25 protein-coding genes and 1 pseudogene are annotated in these 23,651 nt (G+C 40.1%); 14 read left to right on the top strand and 12 right to left on the bottom strand.

What is annotated here, in order from left to right; genetic code table 11:
* Positions 1-5: 5 nt before the first annotated feature.
* The 6 genes from P8610_RS04280 (at position 6) to P8610_RS04255 (ending at position 5,867) form a co-directional block, all read left to right on the top strand.
* On the top strand, positions 6-1,259 hold the full coding sequence (locus P8610_RS04280) for an ABC transporter substrate-binding protein (RefSeq protein ID WP_394603219.1): 1,254 nt from the start codon (positions 6-8) through the stop codon (positions 1,257-1,259).
* 29 nt (positions 1,260-1,288) lie between these two features.
* Entirely contained in the window at positions 1,289-2,179 is an 891-nt protein-coding gene (locus P8610_RS04275; protein WP_289497657.1) for a carbohydrate ABC transporter permease, read from the top strand.
* Between the two features lie 12 nt (positions 2,180-2,191).
* Positions 2,192-3,016 (top strand): carbohydrate ABC transporter permease, encoded by an 825-nt coding sequence (locus tag P8610_RS04270; RefSeq protein WP_394603218.1) that lies wholly within the window; start codon positions 2,192-2,194, stop codon positions 3,014-3,016.
* A gap of 319 nt (positions 3,017-3,335) precedes the next feature.
* Entirely contained in the window at positions 3,336-3,938 is a 603-nt protein-coding gene (locus P8610_RS04265; protein WP_289496153.1) for a biotin transporter BioY, read from the top strand.
* Positions 3,939-3,953: 15 nt separating this feature from the next.
* On the top strand, positions 3,954-4,940 hold the full coding sequence (gene bioB / locus P8610_RS04260; RefSeq protein ID WP_394603217.1) for a biotin synthase BioB: 987 nt from the start codon (positions 3,954-3,956) through the stop codon (positions 4,938-4,940).
* An 81-nt stretch (positions 4,941-5,021) separates the two neighbouring features.
* Entirely contained in the window at positions 5,022-5,867 is an 846-nt protein-coding gene (locus tag P8610_RS04255; protein WP_394603216.1) for a mechanosensitive ion channel family protein, read from the top strand.
* 333 nt (positions 5,868-6,200) lie between these two features.
* On the opposite strand, the gene P8610_RS04250 is transcribed toward P8610_RS04255, so the two are convergent.
* Positions 6,201-7,691: a potassium/proton antiporter gene (locus P8610_RS04250; protein ID WP_394603215.1), complete on the bottom strand. Its 1,491-nt coding sequence runs from the start codon at positions 7,689-7,691 to the stop codon at positions 6,201-6,203.
* Between the two features lie 249 nt (positions 7,692-7,940).
* On the opposite strand from P8610_RS04250, the gene P8610_RS04245 reads away from it, so the two are divergent.
* Positions 7,941-8,105: a Fur-regulated basic protein FbpA gene (locus P8610_RS04245; RefSeq protein WP_231868358.1), complete on the top strand. Its 165-nt coding sequence runs from the start codon at positions 7,941-7,943 to the stop codon at positions 8,103-8,105.
* A 503-nt stretch (positions 8,106-8,608) separates the two neighbouring features.
* Here the strand turns inward: P8610_RS04245 and P8610_RS04240 are convergent.
* A complete protein-coding gene (locus P8610_RS04240; protein WP_394603214.1) occupies positions 8,609-10,015 on the bottom strand; it encodes an alanine/glycine:cation symporter family protein in 1,407 nt (468 codons plus the stop codon).
* 306 nt (positions 10,016-10,321) lie between these two features.
* On the opposite strand from P8610_RS04240, the gene P8610_RS04235 reads away from it, so the two are divergent.
* Positions 10,322-10,870, top strand: coding sequence for a class I SAM-dependent methyltransferase (locus P8610_RS04235; RefSeq protein ID WP_394603213.1), 549 nt, complete (start codon positions 10,322-10,324; stop codon positions 10,868-10,870).
* A 46-nt stretch (positions 10,871-10,916) separates the two neighbouring features.
* On the opposite strand, the gene P8610_RS04230 is transcribed toward P8610_RS04235, so the two are convergent.
* Positions 10,917-11,270: a DUF2512 family protein gene (locus P8610_RS04230; RefSeq protein WP_289496146.1), complete on the bottom strand. Its 354-nt coding sequence runs from the start codon at positions 11,268-11,270 to the stop codon at positions 10,917-10,919.
* A 13-nt stretch (positions 11,271-11,283) separates the two neighbouring features.
* Positions 11,284-11,433: a hypothetical protein gene (locus tag P8610_RS04225; RefSeq protein ID WP_289496145.1), complete on the bottom strand. Its 150-nt coding sequence runs from the start codon at positions 11,431-11,433 to the stop codon at positions 11,284-11,286.
* Between the two features lie 155 nt (positions 11,434-11,588).
* Here P8610_RS04225 and P8610_RS04220 point away from each other — a divergent pair, with 155 nt between their 5' ends.
* The 4 genes from P8610_RS04220 (at position 11,589) to P8610_RS04205 (ending at position 14,661) form a co-directional block, all read left to right on the top strand.
* Positions 11,589-11,825, top strand: a complete 237-nt coding sequence (locus P8610_RS04220) for a hypothetical protein (protein ID WP_289496144.1) — start codon at positions 11,589-11,591, stop codon at positions 11,823-11,825.
* Between the two features lie 101 nt (positions 11,826-11,926).
* Entirely contained in the window at positions 11,927-12,688 is a 762-nt protein-coding gene (locus P8610_RS04215; RefSeq protein ID WP_394603212.1) for a Nif3-like dinuclear metal center hexameric protein, read from the top strand.
* A 476-nt stretch (positions 12,689-13,164) separates the two neighbouring features.
* Entirely contained in the window at positions 13,165-13,725 is a 561-nt protein-coding gene (locus P8610_RS04210) for a tyrosine-type recombinase/integrase (RefSeq protein ID WP_394603211.1), read from the top strand.
* A 27-nt stretch (positions 13,726-13,752) separates the two neighbouring features.
* A complete protein-coding gene (locus P8610_RS04205) occupies positions 13,753-14,661 on the top strand; it encodes a YitT family protein (RefSeq protein ID WP_394603210.1) in 909 nt (302 codons plus the stop codon).
* Between the two features lie 42 nt (positions 14,662-14,703).
* Here the strand turns inward: P8610_RS04205 and P8610_RS04200 are convergent, their stop codons facing one another.
* Entirely contained in the window at positions 14,704-15,129 is a 426-nt protein-coding gene (locus tag P8610_RS04200; RefSeq protein WP_394603209.1) for a PH domain-containing protein, read from the bottom strand.
* A gap of 5 nt (positions 15,130-15,134) precedes the next feature.
* Positions 15,135-15,392, bottom strand: coding sequence for a hypothetical protein (locus P8610_RS04195; RefSeq protein WP_394603208.1), 258 nt, complete (start codon positions 15,390-15,392; stop codon positions 15,135-15,137).
* A gap of 357 nt (positions 15,393-15,749) precedes the next feature.
* On the opposite strand from P8610_RS04195, the gene P8610_RS04190 reads away from it, so the two are divergent.
* Positions 15,750-17,429, top strand: a complete 1,680-nt coding sequence (locus P8610_RS04190; protein ID WP_394603207.1) for a hypothetical protein — start codon at positions 15,750-15,752, stop codon at positions 17,427-17,429.
* On the opposite strand, the gene P8610_RS04185 is transcribed toward P8610_RS04190, so the two are convergent.
* The 3 genes and pseudogenes from P8610_RS04185 to P8610_RS04175 form a co-directional block, all read right to left on the bottom strand.
* Positions 17,337-17,579, bottom strand: coding sequence for a hypothetical protein (locus P8610_RS04185; RefSeq protein WP_394603206.1), 243 nt, complete (start codon positions 17,577-17,579; stop codon positions 17,337-17,339). The genes P8610_RS04190 and P8610_RS04185 overlap by 93 nt on opposite strands.
* 109 nt (positions 17,580-17,688) lie before the next feature.
* Positions 17,689-18,708, bottom strand: coding sequence for an NlpC/P60 family protein (locus P8610_RS04180; RefSeq protein WP_394603205.1), 1,020 nt, complete (start codon positions 18,706-18,708; stop codon positions 17,689-17,691).
* Between the two features lie 900 nt (positions 18,709-19,608).
* Positions 19,609-20,152 (bottom strand): annotated as a pseudogene (locus P8610_RS04175) (site-2 protease family protein); the annotation flags it as partial.
* A 196-nt stretch (positions 20,153-20,348) separates the two neighbouring features.
* Here P8610_RS04175 and P8610_RS04170 point away from each other — a divergent pair.
* A complete protein-coding gene (locus tag P8610_RS04170; protein WP_394603204.1) occupies positions 20,349-20,765 on the top strand; it encodes a hypothetical protein in 417 nt (138 codons plus the stop codon).
* A 37-nt stretch (positions 20,766-20,802) separates the two neighbouring features.
* On the opposite strand, the gene P8610_RS04165 is transcribed toward P8610_RS04170, so the two are convergent.
* From P8610_RS04165 to P8610_RS04155, 3 genes are all read right to left on the bottom strand, one after another.
* Complete coding sequence (locus tag P8610_RS04165) at positions 20,803-21,165, bottom strand: hypothetical protein (RefSeq protein WP_289496134.1); 363 nt, start codon at positions 21,163-21,165, stop codon at positions 20,803-20,805.
* Between the two features lie 407 nt (positions 21,166-21,572).
* Positions 21,573-22,133, bottom strand: coding sequence for a GNAT family N-acetyltransferase (locus P8610_RS04160; RefSeq protein WP_289496132.1), 561 nt, complete (start codon positions 22,131-22,133; stop codon positions 21,573-21,575).
* Between the two features lie 15 nt (positions 22,134-22,148).
* Positions 22,149-23,645 (bottom strand): HD domain-containing phosphohydrolase, encoded by a 1,497-nt coding sequence (locus P8610_RS04155; RefSeq protein ID WP_394603203.1) that lies wholly within the window; start codon positions 23,643-23,645, stop codon positions 22,149-22,151.
* Positions 23,646-23,651: the final 6 nt, after the last annotated feature.

Genomic DNA, 23,651 nt, shown 5'->3' with positions numbered 1-23,651 from the left:
AAAAAATGAGATGTAAAAAGTGGCTGTCTGCATTTGGAATATCTTCACTGCTTTTAACAACGATTCTTTCCGGTTGTGGAAATGAAGAGAAAAGTAATTCAGGTAAAACCGAAATCGTTCTAAGTGGATGGGGAGGAAATCCGACAGAGCAAAAGCTATTGAATGAAGTGCTAGCTGATTTTGAAAAAGAGCATCCCCATATCGACGTAAAGTTAAATACGATCAGTGATCAATACATGGATGTTTTAAAGACTCGGTTGATTGGAGGCACGGCAGCTGATGTATTTTATCTGGATGCATTTGAAGCTCCTGCCTTAATCGAAACGGGGGCTGTTGAACCACTTAATAAATATGTGACAGAAGATTTTGATCTTGATGATTTTGAAAAACCGATGCTTGATGCGTTTAAAGATGACGAAGAACTTTATGGTTTGCCAAAGGATTATTCGACTTTAGCCCTTTTTTATAATAAAAAAATGTTTAAGGAAGCAGGAATCACAGAGCCTCCAAAAACGTGGGAAGAGATGGAGGACGTCGCAAAAAAGCTGACAGACCATGAAAAACAAGTGTACGGACTTGGTATGCTTCCGCAGATCGAGCGAATGTATTATATGGCTGAGTCACGTGGTGGCGAAGTGATCACAGATGGACGTGCAACGTTTGCAGACGATAAAGTGGTCGACGCTATTCAGCCCGTTGTGGATATGCACGTGAAGGACAAGACGGCAGCTTCACCATCAGAAGTTGGTGCTGGACAATCCGCTGGTGAGATGTTCGGCCGAGGAAATGCTGCAATGGTCATGGAAGGAAACTGGAACATTCCTTTCCTAGAAGATACATTCCCTGATTTAGACTATGGAACAGCTGAACTGCCGACTGTAAATGGAGAAAAAGGCACGATGTCCTTTACGGTAGGCTACGCGATGAATGCAGAGTCTGAACACAAAAAAGAGTCTTGGGAACTGATACAATATCTGACTGGAAAAGAAGGCATGAAAAAATGGACAAGTAAGGGTTTTGCTCTTCCAACGAGAAAGTCAGTTGCGGCAGAGTTAGGATATGATCAGGACGAACTTCGCGGACCACTCGTCAGCGGCGCAGAATATGCAACCGTTTGGCAGGATGGACCGACGCTTCCGATCGTTATGAACAACTTTAACAATCAGTTTCTAAGTGCATACTTGGGTGACCGCCCCTTAAAGGAAGCGTTAAAAGATGCTGAAAAACAAGCGAACAGAGAAATAAAGGTTACAGAATAAAGCAAAGGAAAGAGGTGAACAACGTGAAGATGTTTTCCAAAAAAGAGAGAAGAGAAGCGGGGCAAGGCTATCTATTCCTGCTTCCTGCACTACTCGTGTTAGGTGTCTTCGTCATAGCCCCAATCCTTTATGCGGTCTTCCTTTCGTTTCATAAAGTGGAGCTGATCGGCGGGGCGAGCTATGAATTTCGAGGATTAGATAACTTTATGAAAGTAACATTCGATGACAGGGCAATTATTGCACTGAAGAATACAGCTATTTATGTGGCTATCGTTGTGCCGACACAGACGTTCCTGGCGCTAGTTCTGGCATCATCCCTGAACGCTGGGCTAAAGGGTCAAAAGTTTTTCCGTATCGTTTACTTTTTGCCGACACTAACATCATCCGCTGTACTTACGCTGATCTTTATGTGGATGTACAATCAGAACGGTTTGATCAACTATGTGTTAAAGTTCTTGAACTTGCCGACGTATAACTGGATCGGTGACCCTGATGTCGCTCTGATTGCCATCATGATTATGAACATCTGGGCAACTGCGCCGTTTTTTATGGTTATTTATCTGGCAGCTCTTCAAGACATTCCAGACAGTCATTACGAAGCAGCAGAACTGGATGGGGCTGGTCCGATTCAAAAGTTTCTGCATATAACGGTACCAAACTTACGGCCCGTAACATCATTCGTTGTCATCATGGGACTGATAGGAACATTCCAGCTATTCGACCAATCGTATATATTCTCAGGCGGATCGGGTGGCCCAAACAACTCGACCCTGACGGTTGTTCTCTTAATCTATCAGTATGCGTTCAAGACACTTGGTACGATGGGCTATGCAACAGCGATCGCATTCATGCTAGCGATTATTATCCTTGTCGCTACACTTTTACAGCGCAAATTTTCAAAAGAAGAATCACTTTATTAAGGAGGGGATACCATGAAAAAACGATCGGCTGGAAGAAAAGCTTTATATGCCATATTGATTGTATACGCGATCATCACCGTTATTCCGTTTTTATGGGCTCTGTCCTCTTCTTTTAAAACACTAGGTGAAATCGTAAGCGGATCGATCAATTTTATACCGAAAGACTTTACGCTTGATAACTATAAACAAATCTTTACGAGAGAACCTTTATTCGGAAGATGGCTGTTTAATAGTTTGTTCATTGCAACGATTGGAACACTGCTGAATTTACTTTTTAACTCCATGGCGGGGTACGCGCTCGCAAGGCTTAGCTTTCCGGGAAAAAAGAGTATATTCTTAATGATTTTGGCAGTATTGATGATTCCTTTTCAAGTAACGCTCATTCCGAACTTCTTAATTTTAAAAGAGCTCGGATGGTTGAACTCTTATCAAGGAATGATCATTCCAGGTGCGGTTAACGCGACATTCATCTTTATGATGAGACAGTTCTTTATTAATTTCCCGAAAGAAGTGGAAGAAGCCGCTGCCATCGATGGACTAGGCCGTTTCGGAACTTTTTTCCGCATCGTATTGCCGCTTGCAAAACCTGCGCTTGCTGCTCAAACCATCTTTGTGTTCATGGCGTTCTGGAACGATTTCATGAGACCGTTAATCATCTTGTCAGATCAAGACATGTTCACGCTTCCGCTTGGTTTGAACTCGTTCAAAGGACAATTCATCTCGTTTTGGAATTACATCATGGCAGCATCCATGGTCTTTACACTCCCGATTCTCGTCCTTTACGCTTTCTTTAATCGTTATTTTGTAAAAGGAATCAAGTTCACAGGAGATAAGTAAATATATTGTGAAAAACTGGCTTTTGAGAGGGGGTTACACACTCCTAAAGCCAGTTTTTTTGCGCCTGAAATGAATTATTCCACGGTAATCCAATTTATATCCGCGGTAATCAGCATTTTATCCACGGTAAATCGAAATAATTCCGCGTATAAATGTATTTAAACGATTTTCGCTAAAAATCGACAGTTTATACATCCATAGATGCCTTAATTTTTGATCAAAATTTTATGTTAACCAAAAAATATATTAAGTTGACTCATTTGCGAACGTCCGTTATTCTAAAAACGAGTACAGTTCATACATATGGAGGTTCATAACAATGACATCACGAAGAAATGGGTTAAAGACGATTGACATTACACTGATTGGAATGTTTGTTGCCTTAATGGCAATTGGTGCAAACATCACGACCATCTTTCCATTCATGGTCGTTGGAGGAGTACCGATAACTTTGCAAACTTTCTTCTGTATCCTTGCTGGTGCACTTTTAGGAAGCAGACTAGGTGCGATCGCGATGAGTGTCTACGTAGTGGTTGGTTTGGTCGGAGCACCAGTATTCGCTCAATTTAAAGGTGGGTTTGCGACAATAGTAAGCCCGACATTCGGATTTTTATTATCTTTTATTCTAGTAGCCTATGTAACTGGATTAATCATTGAAAAGAATGGCGGCAAGGTGTCTTATGTAGTCGCAACTCTTGTAGGAACTGCCATTAACTATGTAGTGGGGACAAACTTAATGTTCATGGCGTATAAAATGTGGGCAGATGCACCAGAGGGTTTCACATACTCTATGGCTTGGGCGTGGATGATGGTTCCGCTGCCAAAGGATATCATTCTTGGAGTTTGTGCTGGCCTGCTTGCTCCACGTATTAACATTGCGCGTAAGAAGTCGATGTCACATCACACAAAACACGCTTCATAATAAGGAGGACACGCGATGATTTGGAATGTACTTGCTGAAAAAGTATTGAATGGGGAGGAGCTCTCAAACGAAGAGGCTCTTTCAATTTTAGAATGTCCAGATGAAGATTTGCTCTTGTTGCTCCACGGCGCCTATCAAATTCGAAAACATTATTACGGAAATCTAGTAAAGCTCAATATGATTATCAATACAAAATCAGGTGCATGTCCAGAAAACTGTGGATATTGCTCGCAATCTATCGTTTCAACCGCTCCTATCGAGACGTATAAAATGATGGATAAAGACGAGATGGTTAAAGGAGCTGAAACAGCTTACAACCTAAACGTAGGGACCTATTGTATCGTAGCAAGCGGGCGCGGACCAACAAACCGCGATGTCGATAAAGTAGTAGAGGCTGTCAAAGAAATCAAAGATACATATGGTTTAAAAGTTTGTGCATGCCTCGGCATCTTGAAGCCAGAGCAGGCAGCTCGTTTAAAAGAAGCAGGTGTTGATCGCTACAATCATAATTTAAACACTTCTGCCCGAAATCACGAAAATATTACGACATCACATACATACGACGATCGAGTGAACACCGTTAACGTTGTAAAAGAAAGCGGTATCTCTCCATGTTCAGGTGTAATTGTCGGCATGAAAGAGACTAAGCAAGATGTCATTGATATGGCAAGAAGTCTTAAGGTGCTAGACGCGGATTCGATTCCGGTGAACTTTTTGCACGCGATCGATGGAACGCCTCTCGAGGGTACAGACGAGCTGGATCCTCGCTACTGCCTTAAGGTTCTGGCATTATTCCGTTATATTAATCCTTCTAAAGAGATTCGTATTTCAGGAGGACGTGAAGTGAACTTGAGAAGTCTGCAGCCGCTTGGCCTTTATGCCGCAAACTCTATTTTTGTAGGAGATTATCTTACGACTGCTGGTCAAGAATCAACACAAGACCATAAGATGCTGGAAGATATGGGCTTTAAAATCGACCGCGCACCTGTTATCGCACCATAATTTTTCGTTAAAGATTGAAAACACGCTCCAAGCTTTGTACAATAGATACTATTCTATTGTACATAGTGGGAGTGGTTTTTTTTGGATAAATGGGGAAAATGGTTAGAAAAAATAAATTGGGCTGAGCTGATGCTATCAGTAGGATTGTGGGCTGCGAAGTTCTTATTGATTATCGTCATGTTCTTAGTTATTCGATCCATCGGCAGACGTGTAATCAACCGCATGTTTGATAAAGCTGCAGCACACCGGAAAATGTCTACAGGCCGTATTATCACGCTTCAAAAGCTTGTCGTAAACCTATTCTCTTACGTTCTGATCTTTGTCTTTGCAGGTATCCTGTTTAAGCAGTTCGGTTTAGAGATTGGAACATTGATCGCAGGTGCGGGGGTAGTTGGCCTAGCGATTGGCTTTGGAGCACAAGGACTAGTGAGTGATGTCGTAACAGGATTCTTTATTCTTCTTGAAAAACAGATGGAAGTTGGAGATTATGTAACCATTGGCGGCGTGGACGGAATTGTAGAGGAAGTAGGTTTAAGAACGACTCACATCCGTGCGTTTGACGGTACACTGAATTACATGCCAAACCGAGAGATCAGTACGATTGCCAACCATACTAGGGGCAACATGCGTGCACTCGTAGATATTGGCATTGCTTACGAAGAAAACATTGATAAAGCGATTGTCATACTACAAGACGCTTGTGACAAAGTAAAAGAAAAGAACCCAAGCATTATGGAAGGACCAAATGTTCTTGGTGTTCAAACGCTCGGTTCATCAGAGGTTGTGATCCGCATTATTTCAAAGACAATTAACGGCGAACAGTGGGCGGTTGAGCGTGAACTACGAAAAGCGCTAAAAGAAGCGCTCGATGCAAACGGTATAGAGATTCCATATCCGCACCAAGTACAAGTCGAAAAAGGTGCATAATGAAGAAAGAGCCGGGGATTGTTGTCCCCGGCTTTTTATGTAGATTAAGTAATAAGTTAAGGTATCTTCTGAACTACAATCAATCGTTTTGCATCCCTGTCATTTCTTCATCTTCTTCATTGACTGTTGATTGGAGTGTAAGGTGTGAGACTCCTCGAAAATTAAACTTCAAATTTTCTTCGTGCGATGTTTCGCTGCCGTAGCCTTCCTTGTCCTGCGGGACAGGCGGGCAGGTGAGACACTTAAGAGTGAAACGTTCGAATGTGGCTCACCGCTTGCCCCGCGGAAAGCGAGCACCTGAAACGGAAATCAACTCTTTCAAGCACATAACTATCACATCGAGCTTTTTTCAATGTTTTGCTCTGATAAATAATCAGTTAGCTTCTTCACCTTGTTTTTGTTTGCCATGATATACAGGATATCGTGAGCATGGATCATTGTTTTACCAGTTGGTGTAATAAGTTCATCCCCTCTAATCATCGCACTAATAATAGATTCTTTTGGAAATGTAATCTCTTCAAGCGTCTGTCCAATAATCTTTGCGTTTTCTGGAACGAAGAATTCCACGATCTCCGCATTGGCTTTACCTATAGAAACAAGCTCCAAGACATGCGGTGAAGTTGGTTTTTCTTTTTCTGTTAATTTTAACTTTTGAGCTACCCATGGGATGGTAGAGCCTTGGATCAGGGCAGAAGTAAGAACCACGAAAAACACAAGATTAAACAATAATTGACTGTTCTCAACACCGGCGATTAAAGGGAACGTTGCAAGTACGATCGGAACCGCTCCACGCAGTCCTGACCAAGAGATAAAGAGCTTTTCTTTTGTTGTAAAAGAAGAGAAATACATACTTAAAAACACACCGATCGGTCGCGCGATAACAATTAGAACGATGGATATGATCAAGCCTTTTACCATAATGCCGACATGGAACAATTCACTAGGGAAAACAAGAAGACCTAGGATGGCAAACATCAGAATCTGCATCATCCACGCGAAGCCCTCGTTAAATCGTACGATAGAGTTCCGATAAGTTAAATGGTTGTTTCCCATTAGAACTGCAGCTACATAGACTGCCAGCAATCCACTTGCACCTGCAAGCATTGTCACACCGTATGCAAGGATGGCAAAAGATAAGGCGAATACCGGGTAAAGTCCGCTTGACTCAAGCTGGATCCGATTGATTGCATATACAGCCAGTTTGCCGAAAAGATAACCAAAAACAATTCCCATCCCCATCTGCCAAAAGAAAGAGAAGATAAGACCTGCGACTGAAGTTGTATCTTTTGTCAGTAATTCAATGAACGTAATCGTTAAAAATACGGCCATCGGGTCATTGGAGCCAGATTCAGCTTCAAGAGTTGTAGCGAGTTTTTCTTTAACATTCTTTCCGGTTAAAACAGAGAATACGGCTGCTGCGTCAGTTGAACCTACGATAGATCCGAAAAGAAACGCTTCTAGCCAGTTCACATTCAGCAGAAATTTAACTGCTACCGCTACAACAGCTGTAGTCAGAAATACACCGAACGTGGCAAGAGAAAGGGAAGGGTACAAAATGGGTTTAACATTGCTCCATTTCGTCTGTAAACCACCTTCAAACAAAATAATAATAAGTGCAATAACACCGACCAGCTGGGTAAGGTGCGGATCATCAAAATAAATAAAATTAAGACCATCACTTCCGACAAGCATTCCGATACCAATGAATAAAACAAGCGCAGGCAGGCCAAACCGAGAAGAGAACTTCGTGGTAATGACACCTAAAATCAGAAGGATCGCGAGTAATAAAATGAAATAATCTACGTTAAGACCACCTTCGAACATATCAGCTCTCCTTTACTTTGTAATGAATCCGGTCATCTTTTACTGTCAATTTCCACTACAGTATCGACGACAAATTATGTCTTGAAACAATTGACATTTTAACCAAAAGCGGGTAATGTTGACGTGAGATAAAAGTTAGTTATTTACATCACCTTACACACTTTAGAACATAAACTATTATTGAAAAGTTTTTTCTCCATCATTTACGGGTAAGTAGAATGTTGAAGAGATTTACAGGAGGGATTGAACGTGTCAGCGGACCATCAAAAAAGAGAAAATTTAATAGCTGATCTATTGCTACATAACATATATAAGACAGCAGATGGACGTCATCTATACGAGCTTTCTTTGCAGGATCTTGAACAACAATTCAAGGATTTACTTTCTCCGCCTGCACAAGAAGAAGCAACTTAATTTATGTATGTAATCCAACACAAACTGGCTGAAAAAGCCGGTTTTTTTGTTTAGTATTTTATAAAGAGATGAAAATCGAAGTTATTCGGATGTTCACATCATTTTGTGCTGAAATTTCGGACTAAAACTTAAAATCTATGGAATTTAAAACAGGTATATCCCTACTGACATGTGTAGAAGCCTTTTTGATCCCGAAAACTGCCTTTATTGTTTAGTGGTGCGTGGAAATTGGCAGGATGTGCGCGCGAATCATTCGTTTATGCGTGGAACTAAAGCTCATCTGCGCGTAAACTTCATTCGACTGAGCGTAAATGAAAGGGTGCTGCGCAAACGTGTAACAAATAAAAGAACAAGTACCATAATTACACAAACAGCACTAAAAAAAGCGACTATGGAAACAGGAAAGCTTGTGCGTTAAATGTATCCCTAGTAAACCTATACGGCAAATATTAAAAAAAGTTTCAAAAAAAGAAGACTCCAGAGTTGAGTCTTCTTTTTCATGCTTATTTGTTTTCGCCTGTATTTTCTCCCCATACTTCCGTATTAGTTAGTCCGATGCTGGACGGGCGGAAGATAGGATCTTTTCCTTCTTTCTTTTGCTTCAGGTAATCACCAAGTGCGTCAAAAGCAATTTTTCCGAGTAGTGAAATGGCAATTAAGTTAATGATGGCCATCAGACCCATAAACAAATCGGCTAAACTCCAAACGAAGTCCAGAGAGGCGATGGCACCATAACCAACCATTAACACAACTGCTACGCGATAAAGTTGTAACCATACCTTATTCGTGCTGATAAACTCAATGTTGGACTCACCATAATAATAGTTCCCAACTACAGAACTAAAGGCAAACAGCAATACGATAATCGCAAGAAACGGACCAGCCCATGAACCTAACACCGTGTTTAAGGCTTCTTGAGTTAGAATGATTCCGTCCGCTTCTTTAGAATCATACATACCTGATAATAGGATGATAAAAGCTGTAGAAGAACAGATCAAAAGTGTATCAACAAAAACACCAAGTGATTGAATCAGTCCTTGTTTAACAGGGTGGCTGACATCTGCTGTTGCTGCAGCGTTCGGCGCACTACCCATACCGGCTTCATTCGAGAAGAGTCCGCGTTTAATTCCGTTCATCATAGCAGCACCTAAAGCACCACCTGCTACTTCTTCTACTCCAAATGCACTTTTGAAAATCATGCTGATTACAGCTGGCAGTTCAGTAATATTTGTGATCACAACAAACAATGCGATTAAAATATAAAGTCCAGCCATGATCGGTACGATAACTTCAGAAACTTTAGCGATTCGCTTGATGCCGCCGAAAATAATGATTGCTGTTACAATCGCTAAGAAAAGACTCACGTATAAAGGCTTAATATCAAAAGACTGTCCAAATGCACTGGCAATCGTATTGGATTGAACAGAGTTAAATGCAAGCCCGAACGTAATAGAGATTAAGACTGCGAAAATAACACCCATCCAGCGTGCGTTTAATGCTTTTTCCATGTAGTACGCAGGACCGCCTCGGAAGGCAACTCCATCTCGCACTTTGTAGATTTGAGCTAGCGTACTTTCTACAAACGCTGATGCAGAACCAATTAAAGCAATCAGCCACATCCAGAACACAGCTCCAGGCCCTCCTGCAGTGATAGCTAGAGCCACACCTGCTAAGTTTCCTGTCCCAACACGAGAAGCAGTACTGATACAAAAAGCCTGGAACGAAGAAACACCCTTTTTATCCGCTTTTGCACCTTCTCCCAACAGGCGTATCATTTCGCCAAACATACGGAATTGAACGAATTTTGTTCGAACCGTAAAATAAAGTCCTAATCCTATTAGCATAACAATCAGAATATACGACCATAAGTAATTATTCACATTTCCTATAAGATTGCTAATCCAATCCATTTCATACACCTCATTTAATCTAATGTCTATCTCAGCTGTACACCGTTTTTAAATGTAACAAAACCTTACATGGTTTTCAATTAAAATTTTTTACCAAAAAAATGTACTGTGCAGGTGGTAAACTCCAAGGTCTCATATATTACTTTTAATTCCAATTATGAATATTCCCATTTGAAGTGCCATATAAACGAAATTTTTACCATAAATAGGCGGTCTGTTCGCCAAAAACCAACTCACCACAATTCATTTTTTGAATATTATAGATAAAGTCGATTGAAATAATCGGAATTAAAGTAGGTGTTGAGAATGGAAGGCGGAACGTCCCTTTTTATACAAAAATTTATACAGTCTCCCATGCAGATCGGAAGCCTTTTTCCAAGCTCTGTTGCCTTAGCAAAAAAAATGACTGACTCTTTAAGCTGGGAAAATATAAATGAAGCGGCTGAACTCGGTGCTGGTACAGGAGTGATCACTAAGGAAATCATTCGATCTATGCAACCTGGAACAAAACTTCACGTATTCGAAAAAGACGAAGAGATGAGAAGAAAGCTCCACAGCCATCTTCCTGAAATCTCCGTATACGAAGACGCTCGTGACATTCTAAGAAGTATCAATAAGAGCGAAGGAACACTTGACGCTGTTTTCTCAGGTCTGCCTTTCGCTAATTTTACTAGCAATATGCGCCTTGAGATTGTTGATGAAGTGTATCGATCTCTCAGACCTGGGGGAGTGTTAATAGCATTTCAGTATACGACTCAAATGAAAAAGACTTTTCAGCACTATTTTAAAACGGTAGACATTTCATTTGTGCCAAAAAATTTCCCGCCAGCTTTTGTGTATATTTGCGAAAAATAAGATAAGAAAAACGTGATTATCTCGAGATTCGAGATAATCACGTTTTTTAGCGGTAAGAATGGTCAAGGTGGTCCGAGATTAAATGTTTATGAACCATCGCTTCCATTAGAGTGATTATAATAGCAACCAGCAATGCGCCCCATAAAGAAATACTAACTCCAGGCAAGATTAGACCTAAGAGGTATACAAGAACAAAAGTTGATGCAAAATCAACGGCTAGTTGTTTATTATAAGAAATTCGCGGGACCATGATATATTCCAGCAACACACCTATAGGTGCCAATATGGCTGTAATCCAAATAAAGGGCTGAACGAATTGAAAATCAACGCTTTTAAAAAGAAAATTAGCTAGAATAAGAGCTAAAGGTATACCTAATATTTTGATCATCAAACTTTGCATATTTACTCACTCCTTATAGATTATTGTTCTGCTGGCTGATTTCGCCTTCGTTTAAGTAGAGATTAGCGTTTTCAAGTGTTTGATGTTTATCCACTGATTCTCCGCGCACCTTGTTCTCTAGAGCAGATGCAGTTTTCTTTTCACGTTGTTTATCTTTACTCATCCAAAATCACTCCTTAAGAAATTCATTCATTTATCAGAATGAACGTAGGACAAGCGTTTTATACCTTTTATAAAAAGTTCTCGCTCGAAGTGTCATAAAAAGGAAGAGAAGAGGGTATTACTTCTGTAAGAAAGTATTTTAAGGAGGCGGGCGAGGTGGAATATTCGCTGTATAAGAAAGACGGAAAGTTTCCATGTGACGTTACTGTCGATTATGACAACATGGTCTTTACAGTCAGGGATAGCGACACAACAGGTGAAGTGTTCAACAGTGCGAGTGAAGTAGCTCAGTGGATTAAAGAGCATTGGTCGGTTGATCAGTTTCAAAGACCCGATGATTATTATGACTTAATGAAGCACCTTGAAAATTCATTGCAGAATGAAGTGAAATAGATTTTTATTGATGGTCTGGTGATAAACACCGGACCTTTTCTTATGGTCAGTTATGGAAAAATGTGTAATAATGGTTGAAATACAGAGATAGGAGAAACAGTATGAAGACGAGTGATTTTGAGAAACTGATGCCGGAACTATTTGGGGAATGGCAAAAGGAATTTGAAGATGATGGGGAATATGGTTTTACATATATAGCAGAAAAAGAAATTGAGAAGGTTGCATATGCGACCAATCTAACGCCTGAAACCGTTGAAAAAGCTGCTAAAAGTAGTGCGGATCTATTAATTACGCATCATGATGCCTGGGATTTTGTGTTTGGTATGAGAGAAGTGTGCGTGGCGAAATTAAAGCAACATCAGATCTCACACTATTTCACCCACTCACCCCTTGATTTTGTAGAGTTTGGTACGAGTACGGCATTATTTGAAAAGCTTAAAATTGATGAGATTACAAATCTTTCAACATTTAAGAATGATATAGAATACCCGGGTATCGGTATCTTTCACTCAGGTCTTTCATTTACTGAACTTCATAAGCGACTTGAAGTTATTCTGGATGAACCTGTTAAAGCATGGGAAAATCACGACCATCCTGTAAAAAAAGTAGCAATTCTGACTGGAGCGGGCAACAACTCCGCGCTGATTCGATACGCTAATGAACAAGGCTGTGACGCGTTTATTACAGGGGAACGAACACTTTACTCTGTTCAATATGCAAAATTTGCAGGCATTCATTTATACGTAGGAAGTCATACATATACTGAAATATTTGGTGTGGAAAACCTGGCTAAGAAGGTACAAGAAGCATATCCAGAAGTAGATTTAATCATGATAAAAGAAGATCATATTGAATCTTTTTAAATGCTTTCTAAAAGCGGTTTTCTAAAAGAATGTTGCTGTTTTTATTTCTGTTGTTGTCTTCTTTGACAGTTGATTGAAGTGAAAGGTGCGTGCCTACCACCTGAGAAGCTTCTCGCAAGGCATGCGACGAGGAAGCTCACTGTTCTAGCATTTACTTGTAGACGCAGGAGCAAGAATACTTCTTCTTAGCGGGCAGGTGAGACACTTATACGTGAAACGTAAGAATGTGGCTCACCGCCTGCCCCGCGGAAAGCGAGCATCCTGTAACGGAAATCAACCACTTTCAAGACAACAAAGATTACTCAAACAATCCTTTAAATAATATTTTCGTGATTCCTCCTTCCAATGGGAGGTTTTTTTATTTTTGAAAATGTGTACATATTAATAAAGGTCTATTTACGAGCATATTCTTTTTAATGTTACATAATCGTCTGATACAATAGTATTAAGTAACATCATATAAGGTGGACTTTCAGATGGAATATGTTGAAGCTTTAAGAGATATTAAAGAGATTAACGCGATTAAGCGATACCTAAAGAAAAACTCTGAACGTGATTACGTTCTTTTTGTATTAGGTATTAACACAGGGTTGAAAGTGACAGAATTGCTTTCTATAAAAGTAGGCGATCTTATATCTGATCGTGTAGTGGTGAACGATTATTATTCACTGCCCGCAAAAGAAGGATTTAAGGAAGTTTTTTTGAATGATTCTGTAAAGAAGGTTTTGTTTCAATATATACACTGCACGAATCTTCAGAGTACGGATTACTTGTTTTTATCCAAAAAAACAAAGCTGCCGATCACGCGTCAGCAGGCTTATCGAGTCATTCATCAAGCTGCTGAGACTGTTGGTATAACCGGAAAGATCGGTACAAATTCCATGCGCAAAACTTTTGGATTTCATGCATACAAACGTGGAGTTGCCATATCTCTTTTACAAAGACACTTCAACCACTCAAGTCCTTCTGAAACACTAAAATATCTTGGGATTTCTAAAGATGACCCCATTAGAACAGAGATTGATGTAAGACTATAAGGAAGCAGTATTATGGGAGGACATTTTATGACAGAAGAAGCATTGACGGACACTCAAATCGCTGAGCAATTAAAAAAGCAGCATCGTAAACTTACAAAAGGAAAGCTCGCTGCCCGCGCTATCCTTATTACATTCGGAGCCATTCTAATGGCTGTTGGACTGGAGATTTTCCTAGTACCGAACCGTGTTATTGATGGGGGAATTGCAGGGATTTCGATCATGCTATCCCACATAACAGGCTTTAAACTGGGGATCTTTCTATTCGCATTAAACTTACCATTTATTTTTATTGGGTATAAGCAGATCGGAAAGACATTTGCCTTTTCCACGTTATACGGAATTATTATTCTTTCTATCGCAACCACATTATTACATCCCGTACCACCGTTTACAGATGATCTACTTTTAGCTACCGTATTTGGCGGAATCTTTATCGGTGTCGGAATCGGTATGGTGATTAGAAGCGGTGGGTCTCTTGATGGTACAGAGATTTTGGCGATTCTTTCAAACAGCAAGCTCCCGTTCTCTGTTGGTGAAATTATTATGTTCTTTAACATTTTTATTCTTGGAGCGGCAGGTTTTGTATTTACATGGGACAGAGCGATGTACTCTTTAATCGCCTATTTTATTGCGTACAAAACAATCGACCTTACCATTACAGGACTTGAAGAATCCAAATCAGCCTGGATTATCAGTGAAAACCATAAAGATATAGGAGATGCAATCCTTCATAGACTCGGTCGAGGTGTTACTTATTTAAAAGGAGAAGGCGCTTATACGGGTGACGAAAAAGGCGTTGTGTTCTGTGTAATCACGCGGTTAGAAGAAGCAAAACTCAAAGATATTGTAGATGAATTTGATTCAAGTGCATTTCTGGCAATTGCTGATATTGCGGAAGTTAAAGGCGGAAGGTTCAAAAAGAGAGGCATTCATTAAATGGATAAACTCCCCTGATCATCAGGGGAGTTTTATTTTGAATTAGTCATATTTTATATTTGCATTCGGACAACGCTCACTAAGCTCTCTTAAAAACTGATCTCTATTTTTGGGTGAGATAAGAGCCATGCCGAACTGATACGTAATGTTGATTCGCTTTAAGGATAACGCTGGACTTGATAACGGATTGCACGTCTTATGAGCAGAGGATATTTCATGGTAAGGGATTCTTTTGTTGATTGGCCCGCAACGAATGACTAACTCCTTTTCAGCCAGTATGTAATAAGTCGTAAACCAAACCCAGCCGATGAAAAGAATTAATAGCAGATTGATAACCACCGTAATGATCATTCCACTTACACTTGCATTCTCCGCAAATAGTGCCATAGTGCTAATGTATACCCCATAACCGATTGAACCCCAAAGAATTATGCCGAGCCATACATCTTTTTTCGATGGATATTTCATGTGAATTAACTCCCTATTATTAGATTAATCGTCACTACGAATAGTTGAAGAAGTAAAAATAGGCACATCGTTACGATTGCAGCATTTTTTCTTTTATAAGCATATTTAAAAAGATAGATCACGATTGATAGTGTAAGGATGTTTAAGCTAAAGAGGATCACGAAATGAGTTTGTTCGGGGAGGTAGCTGCGAACAAGTGCAGGAAGTAAAAAAGGAAAGAGTACAATAACGAGCAATGTGTAGCCGGTCCATCTTTGAATCAATCATTTCACGTCCCTTTGTGGTAACTTTATTCCATTATATAACAAAGAGAAGAATGTGGAGACTGAATTGATGGAGAAATTCTATCATCGCACTGTATGTGTGTTGGAGAAATACAAAAGAAGAAAATGTGTGAGTTAGGTGGATACTCATAGCCGCTTATCATTTATATTCACGATAATTTGAATAATTTCACGTTATTTTCAATACATTCACGTTAGCAAATTTTCAAAAGGTTTTCGGCATTTCCAGATCGCAAGCGAGACTCATGCTCAACAAAAAAGCCTAGGAACTTTTTACATATTCAATCGTATTGCTTAATAGGGTAGGGAAGTAAACGATAAAAAAGGGGATAGATTATGAACATCTTGTTGTTTTCCATCATAGTGGGACTTGCGGCTGCACTGGTGATCCTTCCGATTTCAAATACCGCGAAGCCATCTAAAAAAGAAAAGAAAAACAATATGTCTGCGGCGATGATTGGGATCATCATCTGTACAGTTCCCGCTGTATTTGTTTTCTATTATATTACGAATCTAGACCGAAATTTTTCTTCGATTTGGATTTTGGCAATTATCATCACTGCGCTGGGTGCTTTCATTGCCAAGGGTAAAGAGCAGTTGATTAAAGCGGGGCTCTTTGTATTAAGTTTAATGATTGGTATTTATTTTTTATCAGCTGGTTTGTTTAATGCTGAAGAAAAATATCAGTCGTCAACAATGGCACAAAAGACAGAGATTGAATCTTTTGATGAAAAAGAGACGCCTGCAAGCGTACCGCCTAAGTTTGCACGAAACAAAATGAGGAAGTCGTTTGGCCAAGTACCAAACACAAGCTTCTATGAACTAGGTAACCTTCAAATTCAGAAAGTAAACGGGGAATATGTGTATATTGCACCAGTTGAGTTCTCAGGACTTTTTAAATGGTGGAACGGTGATGTGACGCCTGGCTATTTCACTTTAAGTGCCACCGATTCAACAGCAAATCCGAAGTTCATAAAATCAGAAATGGCCTATACACCTTCTTCGTACTTCAATAAAAACATTGAACGTCACATGCGCTCAAGCTTCCCGAAATACATTTTCTATGGAGATCCACAGCTTGAGATCGATGATGAAGGAAAACCTTTTTACATTCGTTCATACGGAGAATTTATTTCTGCTCGTAACGGGTTTAAAGTTGAAGGAATCGTTGTAACAGACCCGCAAAACGGAAAGACTCAAGACTATCGTTTAAAAGACATTCCTGCATTTATTGATGGAGCCGTATCACCTGAAACCGTAAGTCTGAAGAACAGTTACTTTGGTAATTACGTACACGGGTTTCTAAACAGTATTTTTGGCAAAAAAGATGTGAAACTGCCTTCTGATGAAGGAACAGAAGCGAACGTAAGTCCAATTTTTGATGAAAATGGTGATATGTATTACTTTACTGATTTTACAAGCCCGAAAGAGGGAGTAGATTCTATGCTTGGTTACTCATTGACCAATGCAAGAAGCGGGAAAGCGACATATTACACTGGTAATCTTGAAGAATCATACATGGATTCAGAAGGTGCGCTAGAAATCATTGAGAAAAAGTTTATTGAAAAGAAATGGAACGGTGAAATGCCGATTCTCTACAACTTTTATGGTGAAGCAAGCTGGTTAACTCCAGTGCTGGATTCAAACGGATTTCTACAAAACTATTTTATTGTATCAGCTGCAAATCCTGAAATATCAGTCTACGGAAATACACCTAATGCTGCTTTAAAACAGTACAAAACTGCATTGCAAAGAGGTGGCGGTTCAGTGGATGGAACTTCTGAAGCTGAAGAAAAGAAAGTTACCGGCACAGTACTTCGAGTGTATAAAGAAAAGTTAGGAGATTACACAACAGTATCGTTTCTATTGGATAATCGCCATAGCTATATCGTTTCGTCTGAAAGCAATCCACTTGCAATCTATTTAAAAGAAGAGGATAAAGTGAGCGTAACCTACCAAAATACAGGTGAAGCATTCCTTCAAGTAACAGAAATGACAATTGAAGGATTGCAGTAAACAATGCTGTTTTCGTATACATTGTTGTAATTGGAAGTGGTTGATTTCCGTTCCAGGCGCTCGCTTTCCGCGGGGCAGGCGGTGAGCCACATTTATACGTTTCACTCTTAAGTGTCTCACCTGCCCGCCTGTCCCGCAGGAGTCTCGCACCTTGCACTCCAATCAACTGACACAGAAGAAAATAAAAATAAGGTATGAAAGCCTTTAAGAGAGCAAAAAAGCAGGGCACAAATTCTTGTGCTCTGCTTTTTGCTTTTAACTATTTCTGTGGCACGTAACGTCTTGCGCCTGAGAACTCAACTGCATAAGCAGGTGTAGAAATAGGATCCAAACGTACGGTTGAGGCAGTGTTTGGCGAATGAATCATCATTCCGTTTCCAGCATACATCGCTACATGGTGAACGCTGCCTTTTCCTTCGTTATACGCAAAGAACATTAAATCCCCTGGCTGAAGCTTATCTTTATCCACAATCAATCCATCTCTCGACTGTGGACCTGAGTCTCTCGGAATCGTGATGCCGTTCGCTTTATGAACGGTATGCGTAAATCCGGAGCAATCAAAACCAAATCCAGCTGCGCCCGCCCAAAGATACGGAAGGCCGAGGAACTTTTTCGCTTCTTCTACAAGTGCTTCACCAGTCGGAACAGGAATATCACTATCACTTGTATACACTTTTGCGTCTTTCGCATCAAGCCAGCGAACTTTTCCTTGAGGTGTTAAAACAGCTATCGTGTTGGAAAGTTCTTTTAAAACAGGAAGTCTCGTATTATAGCTTATCTCAAGGTCATTCTTATGTCCGAAAGGTGCTTTTGAAAGCCAAGCTGTAGGACTTGTGATTAGGGCAAAAGGTTTTCCTTCTGCATGTTCGAATCGATCAGAAACTGTTAATTGTGCAAGGGGCATCCAACCTGGATAACCAAGTGTGTTTCGCGGTGTTGGCTGGCCATAGACCGCTACTTTTACCCAATCGTCTTGCTGTTCTAATACACGTACTTTTTGTCCGTAAAGTGCTTGTGTTTCCAGCTCACCGACTAACCATAGTTTTTCCTCATAAGACATTCCCGTCGTCCAGCTTCTTAGATCTACAGGGTTTGATAGGGATGGCTCATCTAAAGGTCTTGCAGCATTTGGCCCTACCCAGAGTGTTGCAGCAGCAACATCCACATACAAATCTTGTCCAACAACATTAGCGTTCGTTCCTTCTTCAGCAGCAGCGGTGTTTGTGAACATTCCAAGTAACATCGCAAGTGAAAAGAGGATTTTTAATACATTTCCCATTTCTTTAGTCGCTCCTTATTTTCTATTTTTCTTCACAATTCGTGCATTTTTTACAGTTTCCTGTTAAACGTCTTAAAGATAAGCCAAATATCACTCATGAAAAAGGCGGCTCTCTATCCAATGAACTAAAAAAGAACAGAGCACAGGTCAAAAGGAGGGCATAAGAAAAACACCTCAAGTGCGAGGTGTTAAGGTGTTAGCTTATTAAAAATCTGTTGGCATCCATAAGGTGGTTTCCGTAGACAACAAATGCGGATAACACACCAGCCAATAATAAATACATGATCAGCACGACGATCTTCGTTTTTGTAGTAGATACATAATAATTTTTTCTTTGATCAAAGAGCTTTTCTGTTTTTGCTTTTTCCTCTAGCAAGCTTTTTTCATAAGCTTCAAAATAAGCAGTGTGGCTGAACAATGGAAGTTCAGGAATGCTGGCAACACCTTCAGGGTCTGCTTCACGATATGTTTCTAACACATGATCTCTCTGGCGGCGATTGCTTTCATATTCCTCTTGCAACGTTTGTAAGAAACGCTCACGATTGTTCAACATTTCAATCTCTACTAATGTACTGTGCTTTTTAATCTTTTTCTTATCTTGTAAAACAGGGAACGCATATCCGGATGGGATATTTCGTTTTAATCTGTCTTTTGCCACGCGTACATCTTCCAGGTAAGTACCGATAATATACCCGAAGTTAGGCATTTCACGATATTCATCCATCTCTTTTTGAATGTCCGCAAGCTTTCTTTGTTCAGCTTCAAATAATACGAGCATGTCTTTTGTCTTACTTTGCTCGAAGTCTTCACGAACCCGTTTCCACCATGTCAAAATGCCGAACAAGAAAATTAAGAAAATAATCGGATCAGGTGAGATGAATAAATACGGTATAACGATTAGAAGACCAATAAACCATATCTTCGTTGATAACACACCGACAATTCGCCCTCCATCTAGTGGTGAAACAGGGAATAAGTTAAATAAATTGATTAACGCCCCTAAAAAGATAACAAGTCCCCAGAACGGCTGTTCTGTGGTTTCATAAAGAAATACCGCTGGCAAGAACGATAGAAGTCCGAATAATGGTCCGGCATAAGCGATATAGGCTTCATCTTTAGCATTTTTAGGCATTTCTTTCATGCCGATTGCCGCACCCATAAACGGTATAAATATCGCAGGTGATGTTTTTATCCCTTTTTGCTTAGCGGCGACTAAATGGCCCATCTCATGAACAAAAATTAAATAAACGATGGCAACTGCAAATTTCCAGCCATAAAAAGCCGCATAGGCACCTAGTGATATAAACATAGAAATGAGTGTTGCGAACTTGCCTAACTTTAGTAGACCGAACACCCATTTTAATTTACTCATTAAAAACAACCCAACACCCGCTAAAATGGTCCATATTCGGGATTGATTTTGTTTTTCTGCTTTTTGAGCCATGTGTGAATCCCCCAAGTAAAGTTTCTTATCTATATATTAAATGAAATACGTTTAAAGGGGAAAGAAGTTTCTCTTTTGCAGAATTTTCCTTGTAGAGCGGTTTTTTGTATAAAAAATACGGGTAAACGACATTTAGTACCCCTCTATCGGTATTAAATGGATTCGAAAGTTGTATAGATGAAAAGGAGTGATGATTTTGGCTTTGCAAAACCATCCATTTATAAGTGCAGAGGCATTTGTTATGAATAAATCAGAAGTGATAACGGCAGTAAAAGCTTATTTAAAACGTGAGGGATATGAAACAGGAAGAATGGGGGACATACCAGGCGTAGATTTAGCGGCAGCAAATGAATATCATACACTGTTAATTGCAGCACAAGGCAACTTATCAGAGTTAGAAGAAGTTTCGAAAAGTGAAAATAGAGATGATTTTTGTTCTCAGTTTATAAACCTGCTGAGCAGTCACGAGAAAAATCCCGCCAAAACATTGGTGCTCGCAAACCCAGATACGCCGTTATACCGTGAAAAAGCAGAAAAAATTAAGCACGCGTTAGACGATTTAGGTATTGTACGGTTTTGGGTGAAGGTGGATGGATCGATAGAGTGGGAATAAGTTAAAATAGGAAAAGCACCGGAGAAGAAATCCGGTGCTATTTTACTTTTTCAATTGTTGAGTGACTTGCTTCATATAATTCAGGTAAAACATTCATCTCTTCAACATCTCGCTTCGTTTTTTCTGTACCTAACAAGTAGATGTATCTGAATAATTCATATACAAGTTTGCTGTCCTTTCCACGATGGTATTCAGCATGGGACTCGGAAAAATGCCGTTTTGGTGAGAAGATATCCAAGCCTTCCTGTTTATTGTTTGCATGCATCTGTGTAAACAAATGCTCCAGCTGCTGCTTTTCGTCATAGGTTGCTTGTATTTCAAAATAGTGAACGTGATCATCAGTAGGCAGGGGCTGAATGTCGCCTTTTGCTGTTACAAAGAACGTTTCTTTTTGTTCCATGTGAAATACCTCCTTTTTCCTTTTCATTCCTCTAGAAAAGTATTTTGAAACATGAAGATTACTTTGTATGTGAAAGTGGTGATCTCCGTTTCAGGATGCTCGCTTTCCGGGGGGCGTGCGGTGAGCCACCTAGCGCTCTGCGCTGTTAGGTGTCTCACCTGTCCCGCTGATCCCCCAGGAGTCTCGCACCTTGCACTCCTATCATCTAGCATGGGAGCCTTTCTAAAGAAAATCACTCTATATACGCATGCGAAAGTGGAATTTTCCGTTTAAGGATGCTCGCTTGCCGGGGGGAGTATGGTTTGCCTAAAGCGTTCTATAGCAATGTGGCACAACAGAAAATTTTAATATGTTTCAACATACAAACAAGTACTGAATCTTAAAGGATCCAGTTCTCGTTAAAATGTTCAGTTAGATAGTTGAGCGTTCTTCTTTAACAATGAATAGATGTACATATCATAAAATTGATCGCCCGCTCTTTGGTGCTCTTTTAAAAGCGCTTCTTCATGGAATCCGAGCTTTTTTACAAGTGCGCGGGAAGATGAATTTTCTGGTCTGATAACAGCTGCAATTCTGTTAAATTCCATCCCATTAAAGCCGTAATGCAGAATGGCCTTTAACGCTTCATTCATAAAGCCATTGTGCCAATACTTGCGGCCCAGTTCATATCCTAGTTCTGTTCGGCGGTCAGACTTGCTCCAATTATGAAAACCGCATGTGCCAATCAGTTTGTCTTCTTCTTTCCTTACAATACCCCAACGAATCGCGCTGCCCGTTGTAAATCCCTTTTCAAATGCTGCAATCAGCTCAAGTGCTTCATCTTCAGTCTTTAATGGTTCCATACCATAGTATTGAAGGGCATCCCCATCGGAGAACGTTTCAAAGATTTCCTTCGCATCAGACTCAAGAACAGGTCTGAGCCGAAGTCTTTCTGTTTCAATGAGGGGGAAATGATCGTATGAATTCAAGATAAAACCTCCTGGCTAAGAAATAGATTTTAGCTTCATGTCTTCTACAAAGAGATGTGTTAAATAAGGATCCCATTGCGTTCCTTTTCCATCTTCCAAAATGGCTAACGCTTTTTCATGAGTCATTCCTTTGCGGTAAGGTCTATCAGAAGTCATTGCATCATAAGCATCTGCAACCGCAATAATCCGTCCGAAGATTGGAATGTCTTCTCCGCTTAATTGTTCAGGATAGCCTTTGCCATCATAGCGTTCATGATGGTACCGCACCCCTGGTAATAATGGCTGCATCGCCTCATATGGCTGAACTTGAGCAAGAATATCTGCGCCTATTACAGGGTGTTTTTTAATGTGTTCGAATTCTTCTGGTGTTAATGTTTCCTCTTTTAACAATACTACGTCTGGGATGCCAATCTTTCCGATATCGTGAAGCAGTGCTGCTTTTCGCAGCTGTATTAACTGCTGAAATGGCAGTCCAGCCATCTGGCCGATTTTCATCGCATAATCAGCAACACGAAGGCTATGACCTGCTGTATAAGGATCGCGGGCGTCGAGGGTTGCTGCCATTGTAGCAAAAAAGCTTTCTAATAGCTGTTTATTTTCGTATTCACGTGATTGAATCGCTTGTGCCATATGGTTGAATCCTTTGATAAGCCTTGAAAATTCATCCGAATACAGGTCGGCAACTTTTGCATTTGAATTTCCTGTTCGGACTTCATACATTCCAGCTTGAAGTTCGTTCATAGGCTGCTGAATATCTTTAAATAAGAGATAAGCCCCATAGATCGCAAAGGAAATACCAATTAATAAAACAAAGAAAGCCCAAGTCCAATACGATTCATTTATAGGAGCAGTTTGATTATACAAACGAACCTGATTGGCAAGTGCAAACAATAGAAGCGGGAATGTTCCAATAAACAGCGTACTCCATTGAATCTTGCGCTGAATAGATATGTGTCTGGAAGTTGCTAAAGAAAGGATCTTTCCATGATCTTTCAGTGTTCGCTCTTGAATGTTCCGCAAAACAGGCTGAACAGCTTTTGTTGTTAAAAAGAATTCAATAATAGCGTGCATGCCTGCTATTAAAATGGCTCCGAGTGAAGCGAGATATATGTAATAGTAGGGAAGCGATAAGTAATCAAAATAAATGGCTAAAGCTGTTAGGCAGATAGCAGGAACAGATAATCCGAATAAGTGCGGTCCAAGTATGCGTTTAACCGTTCTTATAGGAAAATGATGAGCATGAAAATATGCTTTCTCAGCAAGTTGCAACCCCGGATGTTTTTTAGAAAAATAATTTCGGAAAACGGCAATGTGTCTTCGGAAAAATACATATTCCAACGAGAACATAACGATGCTTGAAGAAACAAGTATTCCGCATAAGATAAAAAATTCATACGTTGAAAAACGGAGAGTAGTAAATAGAAAGACGCCTCCAACACCTAGAACGGCAGCGGTTGATCCGACTATGTAGTTCTTTAATAAACGTCTTTCAAAATGATCACAAATTTTCATGTTCAC

The organism is Fictibacillus sp. UD (genome assembly GCF_043558025.1).
Taxonomy (GTDB): Bacteria; Bacillota; Bacilli; order Bacillales; family Fictibacillaceae; genus Fictibacillus.
This window is presented reverse-complemented; position numbering and strand designations above follow the sequence as displayed.

Bases quoted from the DNA above. Each gene is read 5' to 3' on its own strand.
- bioB (WP_394603217.1), top strand. From the start codon at position 3,954: ATGATTTGGAATGTACTTGCTGAAAAAGTATTGAATGGGGAGGAGCTC.
- P8610_RS04155 (WP_394603203.1), bottom strand. From the start codon at position 23,645: ATGAAAATTTGTGATCATTTTGAAAGACGTTTATTAAAGAACTACATA.
- P8610_RS04235 (WP_394603213.1), top strand. From the start codon at position 10,322: ATGGAAGGCGGAACGTCCCTTTTTATACAAAAATTTATACAGTCTCCC.
- P8610_RS04190 (WP_394603207.1), top strand. From the start codon at position 15,750: ATGAACATCTTGTTGTTTTCCATCATAGTGGGACTTGCGGCTGCACTG.
- P8610_RS04215 (WP_394603212.1), top strand. From the start codon at position 11,927: ATGAAGACGAGTGATTTTGAGAAACTGATGCCGGAACTATTTGGGGAA.
- P8610_RS04240 (WP_394603214.1), bottom strand. From the start codon at position 10,015: ATGGATTGGATTAGCAATCTTATAGGAAATGTGAATAATTACTTATGG.
- P8610_RS04270 (WP_394603218.1), top strand. From the start codon at position 2,192: ATGAAAAAACGATCGGCTGGAAGAAAAGCTTTATATGCCATATTGATT.
- P8610_RS04225 (WP_289496145.1), bottom strand. From the start codon at position 11,433: ATGAGTAAAGATAAACAACGTGAAAAGAAAACTGCATCTGCTCTAGAG.
- P8610_RS04230 (WP_289496146.1), bottom strand. From the start codon at position 11,270: ATGCAAAGTTTGATGATCAAAATATTAGGTATACCTTTAGCTCTTATT.
- P8610_RS04210 (WP_394603211.1), top strand. From the start codon at position 13,165: ATGGAATATGTTGAAGCTTTAAGAGATATTAAAGAGATTAACGCGATT.
- P8610_RS04265 (WP_289496153.1), top strand. From the start codon at position 3,336: ATGACATCACGAAGAAATGGGTTAAAGACGATTGACATTACACTGATT.
- P8610_RS04280 (WP_394603219.1), top strand. From the start codon at position 6: ATGAGATGTAAAAAGTGGCTGTCTGCATTTGGAATATCTTCACTGCTT.
- P8610_RS04200 (WP_394603209.1), bottom strand. From the start codon at position 15,129: ATGAAATATCCATCGAAAAAAGATGTATGGCTCGGCATAATTCTTTGG.
- P8610_RS04180 (WP_394603205.1), bottom strand. From the start codon at position 18,708: ATGGGAAATGTATTAAAAATCCTCTTTTCACTTGCGATGTTACTTGGA.
- P8610_RS04165 (WP_289496134.1), bottom strand. From the start codon at position 21,165: ATGGAACAAAAAGAAACGTTCTTTGTAACAGCAAAAGGCGACATTCAG.
- P8610_RS04250 (WP_394603215.1), bottom strand. From the start codon at position 7,691: ATGTTCGAAGGTGGTCTTAACGTAGATTATTTCATTTTATTACTCGCG.
- P8610_RS04205 (WP_394603210.1), top strand. From the start codon at position 13,753: ATGACAGAAGAAGCATTGACGGACACTCAAATCGCTGAGCAATTAAAA.
- P8610_RS04275 (WP_289497657.1), top strand. From the start codon at position 1,289: ATGTTTTCCAAAAAAGAGAGAAGAGAAGCGGGGCAAGGCTATCTATTC.